The sequence below is a fragment of the Shewanella sp. GutDb-MelDb genome, assembly GCF_002836075.1.
In the GTDB taxonomy this organism is placed as follows: Bacteria; Pseudomonadota; Gammaproteobacteria; order Enterobacterales; family Shewanellaceae; genus Shewanella.
Genome location: NZ_PJBM01000163.1, coordinates 22671 through 29550 on the forward strand (window position 1 = coordinate 22671; position 6880 = coordinate 29550).

Sequence of the window (6880 nt, forward strand, 5' to 3'; positions counted from 1 at the left end):
TCATCTTTATTCATCGTTAATTACAGTTCAACGTTGATCCATACTAAACGGTGATCTGAAGAGACTGACTTTCCGCCGCCGCCATACTTGCCAACACGAGCGTCGTTCATCATTAGGCGACCATCTTCAAAAGTCGCTGGCCAGAATACACCTGAGTCAGTCACATTTAAGTCACTTGATGGAATGACGTGGTCTAAACGTAGTCCTGAGGTACTGGTCACCATGTCTGGGTACTTAGTGCCCCAGTTTTCAGCGCGACATTCGCCAGTGGCTAAACATTCAGGGCCGCCTAAACTCGTTGGTGCATAAACACCATGAGTTGCTAACTGGTTAACTTGGTCACTGTATATTAAGCCTTTGATGCTATCTAAATAACCGTCACCACTTTCTGGATCGGCATTTAAGTCGCCTAAAATAACGAATGATGCATCAGCAGTAATGCCACCTTTGTTGCCAGCATCATCATAGATGTAGCTGCCTTCACCAGAGATGTAGTCATCCCAGAATTTAATTTCAGCGCGGTTAAGCAGCTTATTATTTTCGGTTATGGTATCGAAAATAGGCGGTGTTGGGTGTGATAACAATAAGTGAACCACTTTGTCGCCATTTTCAGTTGGGATGATGATAGGGGCATCAACGTGGTTTTTAGAAGACAATGGCTTTGCTGCCCATGCTTCTTTACTGTACCACTCGTCACCACATGCCATGCCGGCTGGAATTGGGTTATTAGCATCTTCACAATTGGTGATTGTTGGGTTTGCTTCACCTGGCATATCTTTCCACTTAAAGTTTTGGAAAGTACGTACGTTGTCAGTATCAATTGGGTATTGTGATAATAGACCGAATGCATATTGACCGTGGTAGAAACCAAAGCCCCAAGCATCGCCAGGTAGGGCAACGCTGCCGTTACGGTCTAAATCGAAATCACTGAGTAAACCTGTATTAGTGGCAAAGCTCTCAGCGTAACCAAATTGGATTGGCTCAAGTAATGTGACGTCGTCGGAAGTAGACCCTAACGCATTCTGTGGTACTGCAAGGTAGTTTAAACGAAAACCTTGAATGGCTTGTTGATCTTCACCGGTGCCATCGTTGTTGAATTCAGCCATTAACAGTACAGCTGGACGTTCAGTTTGGATAATGGCAGCGATGTTACGAATTTGAATCACTTTCTCAGCGACCGCTTTTTCAGCATCGGTTAGTGAACCATCAAACCATTTGTCCATTAAGTCTTGTTGCTCAGTTTGAGTGAGCTTCATTTCGGTAACGAGATCGGCGTAGGTATTTCTGTCGAAAGATAAGTTATAAGTAGCTATACGAACATTCGTTGTGTCTGGAGTTGGATCTGTTGGATAGTAGTTGTTGGTTTCATCGCTACATCCAGCTAGCAGTGCGACAGTAATTGCAGCGGCAGCTGCTGTTTTTAGTAATTTCATGTTTTGACCCATCAATAATAGTTATTATAAAACGCTCAATTTTTTGAGCTTCGCAGGTATTCTATACAGCTGTAGATTTGATGAAAATGAATCTCGGTTAACTTGGTGTTTAAGTGTTGTTTTAATGAGCTTTTGTTGTTTGTTGGTAACTGGGTTTGGTTGTTAATGTTGCACTTGAGTGTGTGATGTTGGGCTCCGTATTGGTGGCCATGAGAGGGCTGTGCGATGAGCCGGTGGGATTGGAACGTGTGGATCACAGTTTCTTTTACTCATGGCTCAGATCATAATGCTGTTTTGTTAATGTGTGGATGGAGATGATAATGAGTGTGCGTTTAGCAATGGCTATAGGGAGCGCTATATTGTTGTTTTGTGGTTGCAGCTCAACGAGCGAGCCGCAATTGAGCCAAGTTTCGCAACTACAGCAAGCACAAGACTGTGATCTAACTTGGTTTAAAAAAGTTGAAATGCAGATATTAACAGGCGATGACAATGGCCATGGGCCAGATTTAGGCTCGCTTGAGTGGCGTTCTGTGGTGGAGTTTAAGTTAGGCGTACGAGGAGATGAGTGGTTGCCGGAAATAAGCTCTGATTTGTGGTGTCACTATATCGATGAGCATTTTATCAAAAAGGCCGGTGTTGAATAGAGTCATCAGTATTTAGCGTTTTAATCAGTTTTGTACTCAACTCGAAACACTTATTCATCGAGAATGTTAGTGACAGTAAAGTATAGCGCTATGCAAGGTTAGCGAGAGAGCTTAGTGCTCTGCATAATAGTGGGAGGGCAAATCTGTTGTTTTTTAAATTCTTGCATCACTTTAAGTGTAATATCAGTTTCAAACAGCTTTTCGTATTTAGTGTCGAGAACGTAGGCTTTTAGTGTCAGTTTGATAGCAAAGTAACTGTCACTAATATCTTGTTTGACCAAAACGACAATCGGTTTAGGTAAGTGGATATAGCGACTCGATGCAGCGGCTTCTCTGATGATGTCGGTCGCGAGTGACAAGTCTTGATCCAGCGCGACATAGAAGGGGATAACCACTTGCATGTCTAATGCGCCATAGTTGCCACTGACCACCACATCGCTTAGAAACTTACTGTTAGGAATGGTAATAATGTCATCAGTTAAGGTGCACATTCTGACCGAGCGAAGCCCAATCGTGATGATATCGCCATAATGTCCCTCAAACGTGACTCTATCACCGACTTGAAATGGCCTGTCTATCATTACGGTTAACCCTGCAATAAAGGAGGCTGCGAGGTCTTTCATCGCAAAGCCGACTGACACTGCTAGTGTGCCGCCAATAAGCGTGAGTACTCTGTCATCGACTCTAAAGCTGAGCATGAACACCGAGATCCCAGCGGTCATGTAGACAAAAAACTGGAAAAATGACTGTAGCTTTTGCGCTAACATACGCCTTTGTGCAAATTGACTACTTATTGAGTTGACAATGTTCTGGGTGAATTTCAACATCAACCAAGCAACAAAAAGCACTAATCCTGAAATGAAAACACCGCTCCATCGAATAAGACTGGCAATGTCAGTTAGGCTATCCAGATTGGGCGATAGATCTTCTGCTAATGGTTGAAAGCTTATGAATAGCGTCAGCAGAAGCAGCTTTGAGTATCGTTTTAGCATCATCTACTTTACCAGCAAGTGTTGGTTATGCAGTGTATTTGTGATGTACCTAAACCAATGTGAGGATATTTTGGCTTTATCGTCAATTAGCTCGATAAAGCCCCGATTTTGAAAATAGCGCAGGGTATTTAGCACTTCTGCAAAACCTAGCTGGGTACAAGCGGACAGCTCTTCCGCTGACGCTACCTCTAGCTGGACTATCGCTCGCAGCACTGCCAACATAGGTTTTGGCATATTCTCAAGCTCCTTGGCATCGGGTGCTTTAAAGATCCTCACAAAGACTTCACCACTGATCTTATCTTGGTGCAGAGATTGTCTAAAAAAGCGCAATGCAACACTTGGATTACCGTCTGAGTAGTCCCATAGAATACGATAAAACCCCTGTTCTGCTCGTTGCTTTTCTGTTAGCTCGTGTTCATCCCACTGCTTAGGCAGTTTTAATCCAGCAAAGCTGAGCGCATGCTCGCCATCCATATCAATACGGCTGCTTAATAGCGCTGCAATTTGAGTTTCACTCCAGCGGGGCATTGCTACCACTTTATCAAACAACAGCCTTTCCCCTCTTGCTCGGTCAACAAAGCGCCAAGCTGATTGTTCTACTCCTAGGAGTACACCGTGTTGATTACGGCCTCGACGTAATAACTTAGATAGCTTCATTAAGTCAATTAAGCCACCGACCTTAGGGCTAATAATTCGCTGGCAATCATCGATGCAGAACACAAATCGTTTCTCTGTACTTCTTAGCAGTTGCAGCAGTTCAGTCTCATCGGCGTCTTTAGCTAAACCCAGTGCAGTATTGATTTGTTGCACGAGTGGTTGATAACCACCATAAGGGCAGCTTATGTAAATAGCATTTTCGGAGTTTGCTCGGTAGATTACTCTTTTTAGTAGTGTTGTTAGGCCTAAGCCTCGCTCACTATAAATTAGCGCCATGGCGGGAGTGGGGGCAAGTACATAGCGAGCAATCTCATTGAGCTCAGTGCTGGCGTAATTTTCGATAAGTTCGCTATCTTCGTGCCCTGGCTTTACGTAGGAAAAAGTCTCTTCACCTTTTATTCGCACCATATTGGCATTCTGTTTATCAGCTTGGCTCTGCTTCGCCACTTCAACTCGAAAAAAATAGGCGATAGCATGCTTAAATGTTTGGTACTTAGATAGCTTATTAAAGAGTTCTTGAAATAGGCGCTGCGAAAAGAGTCTATATACGCCAATGAGCGTAGCTATAGGGGCTAAAAGAGTCACGGCTTGTCTTTTTATTGCCCAGTCAATATAAGCGGGGTGCTCGTCAGAATGGCTTAACTGTTTAAACACCACACTACGCCAATTGGTTAATGTTTTAATTAATAGTATGAGTAATACCAGCAGCATTAAGGTTTTGACCCAAGTGTATATCGTTCCTTGATAGACACTCATCTCGGTTGCTTTAAGAATAATACCGGCTGCCATTAGTGTCCAAACCCAATGTTTTACGGTACTAACGCGCAGCTCTACTATCTCAGATTGATTGTTGTAATGGCTGTGGTGTGAGGTGAATTCAGTGAGCAGTCGAATGATAATGGCTGCCGCAAAACTCCAATTAATGACCACACTCAAATAGTTAATACTATCGAGGCCGGGCAAGGTCATTAAGGTGTTAATCATAATGCTTAGGGCTGTAAACCAAGCTAAAGGTGCTTGTACTTTATTGAGGTAACGCCAAATTACGTGGCTAATAGGCTCGCCAGATAGTGGCTTTCTCTTAGTGTTTTTTAATTGAGAAACAATGAGTTTTGGTGCTGTTTTAAGCCACCAAGATAACAGTATGCCGATTAAACTGAGTTTGAAAATAAGCACTAATAAAGGAAAGGGTGAGACCTTTAGATCTGTGGTGAATCTGACTAGATGTCTAAACTGGGAGATCAGCTGATAATTGATGATCGCTTCGGTGACTTGTGCCTCGAGCAAAAGCTGCCTAACGCCGTCTGGGCCAAAACCTGTAAACTGCTCATTAATATTGACCGATACGTAGGTTAATAGTTTTGCTTTGTTCTGGCTTAGGCTATCGAGCGATAACTTGGTTTGCTCAATTGCAGGCCAGTCATTAGGGTCTTTGGAGGTTCGAAACTGACGTAACTGTTGATTCAGTTGCTTGGCATGAGATTGCTGCTGTTCAAATGTATTGATTAATATATTGGTTGCGCGATTTTGATCGCGATTATCGGCGAGGTGTTGCTCGGGTAGGGCATTGACTTGGGTCGAAATTGCCTTGCTCTTATCTGTCAATTCTGGAGTATCAAAAGTAGACCAATTAGCCAGAAGGTCAAATGGTGCGAGTACTAGGGCGCAAAAAAGCAGTTTATTTAGCATCTGTTTTCGCAACATATAAGAGTCGTACTCCAGCTGCAGTATTCTTATTTCTCATTATTGAAAATAGCATAAGTGACAGATTTTGCCGATATTTTAGCCTCGTATAATGCCGGATTTGATCATCAGCAGTGTGGATTTAGCATTACTATTTATGGGTTAAGCAGTGACATCGACCCAAGATCCCGATTAGAATCTCGAGCAACTAGTGCTTATGAGCCACTTTTATGATCCAAAAAATAATTCCTACTAACGTCATTACCGGCTTTCTTGGCGTTGGTAAAACGTCATTTATTAGGAGCCTGCTAAGCCAAAAGCCTGCAGATGAAGTGTGGGCTGTGTTGGTCAATGAATTTGGCGAGGTCGGTATTGATGCTGGCCTGCTAGGCGGAGAAACGGAGCAGATACAAATTAAAGAGGTGGCGGGTGGCTGTATGTGCTGTGCTGCAGGTTTACCGATGCAAGTGGCTATTAACCAGTTAATCGCTAAAGCTAAACCGGATAGATTACTTATCGAACCCACTGGTTTGGGTCACCCTCAAGAGGTGCTTAAGGTATTAACTCAAGCTCATTATCAGCAAGTGCTAGCGATGAAAACATGTATCACTTTAGTGGATGCAAGAAAGCTCAGCGACAGTCGATATACTCAGCATGATATTTTTAATCAGCAGTTACAAGTGGCGGATCTGGTATTAGCGAGTAAGGCCGATTGTTATGAAACACCTCTTATAGAACAATTATCTGACTATATTACGGCCGTAAATAATGGTGCTGTTACTCGTGGTTCTAATAGCGACTCAAATAGTAACTCAAGTTATACCAACGCGTGGAAACACCGTGCTATTGAACCCTGGAGTACTAAGCAGGTTGAGTTGTTAATGCCATCAATAATCGCACGACTCAATCAGCCACATGAGCAGATAGTTAATCAGTGCGAAATACAACAATTAAACGGTTCATCTTTTGTGATACAGCAACCAGCACGGCTTTTAGATGTTAATTACAGCCCGTTGTTCTCTAAAGAAGCTAAACCACAAGATGTTGAGTTTGACGGACAAGGCATCATGTGTAAAACCAAACATGCTGATGGGTTTTACAGTTGTGGCTGGGTATTCGATTTAAGTTATGAATTTGATTTTGATAAGTTATTGCACTTAATTAAAAGCCTAGAGGTTATTCGTCTTAAAGCCGTGATGATCACCGAAGAGGGGATTGCTGGGTTTAATAGTGTGGACTCTGAGTTATCTATCGTTGAACTTGACGATGCGATGGACTCGAGAATTGAGTTGCTGTCTATGTCAAAAATAGACCGTGAGCTTATCGAAGGTGCACTCTTATCGGTTTGTTCGCGACTCGGATAATAAACGTCTATTTGAGGACTGTTGATATACATTTTCACTGAGTACAACAGTTTAAGGTAAAGTCGTCCGCGTAGACGTTATGATTAGCGAGGGCTAAACAGGGATTA

5 protein-coding genes are annotated in these 6880 nt (G+C 42.8%); 2 read left to right on the forward strand and 3 right to left on the reverse strand.

Going from position 1 to position 6880, the window contains the following annotated elements; all coding sequences use genetic code 11:
- Positions 1–20: 20 nt before the first annotated feature.
- Positions 21–1433: an endonuclease/exonuclease/phosphatase family protein gene (locus CXF82_RS07285; protein ID WP_102038796.1), complete on the reverse strand. Its 1413-nt coding sequence runs from the start codon at positions 1431–1433 to the stop codon at positions 21–23.
- 320 nt (positions 1434–1753) lie between these two features.
- On the opposite strand from CXF82_RS07285, the gene CXF82_RS07290 reads away from it, so the two are divergent.
- Positions 1754–2077 (forward strand): hypothetical protein, encoded by a 324-nt coding sequence (locus CXF82_RS07290; RefSeq protein ID WP_232775067.1) that lies wholly within the window; start codon positions 1754–1756, stop codon positions 2075–2077.
- Between the two features lie 98 nt (positions 2078–2175).
- Here CXF82_RS07290 and CXF82_RS07295 read toward each other — a convergent pair whose 3' ends face one another.
- Positions 2176–3072, reverse strand: a complete 897-nt coding sequence (locus tag CXF82_RS07295; RefSeq protein WP_198553526.1) for a mechanosensitive ion channel family protein — start codon at positions 3070–3072, stop codon at positions 2176–2178.
- Positions 3073–5415, reverse strand: coding sequence for an ATP-binding protein (locus CXF82_RS07300; RefSeq protein ID WP_145991672.1), 2343 nt, complete (start codon positions 5413–5415; stop codon positions 3073–3075).
- Between the two features lie 224 nt (positions 5416–5639).
- On the opposite strand from CXF82_RS07300, the gene CXF82_RS07305 reads away from it, so the two are divergent.
- Positions 5640–6773 (forward strand): CobW family GTP-binding protein, encoded by a 1134-nt coding sequence (locus CXF82_RS07305; protein WP_101092645.1) that lies wholly within the window; start codon positions 5640–5642, stop codon positions 6771–6773.
- The last annotated feature ends 107 nt before the right edge of the window (positions 6774–6880 follow it).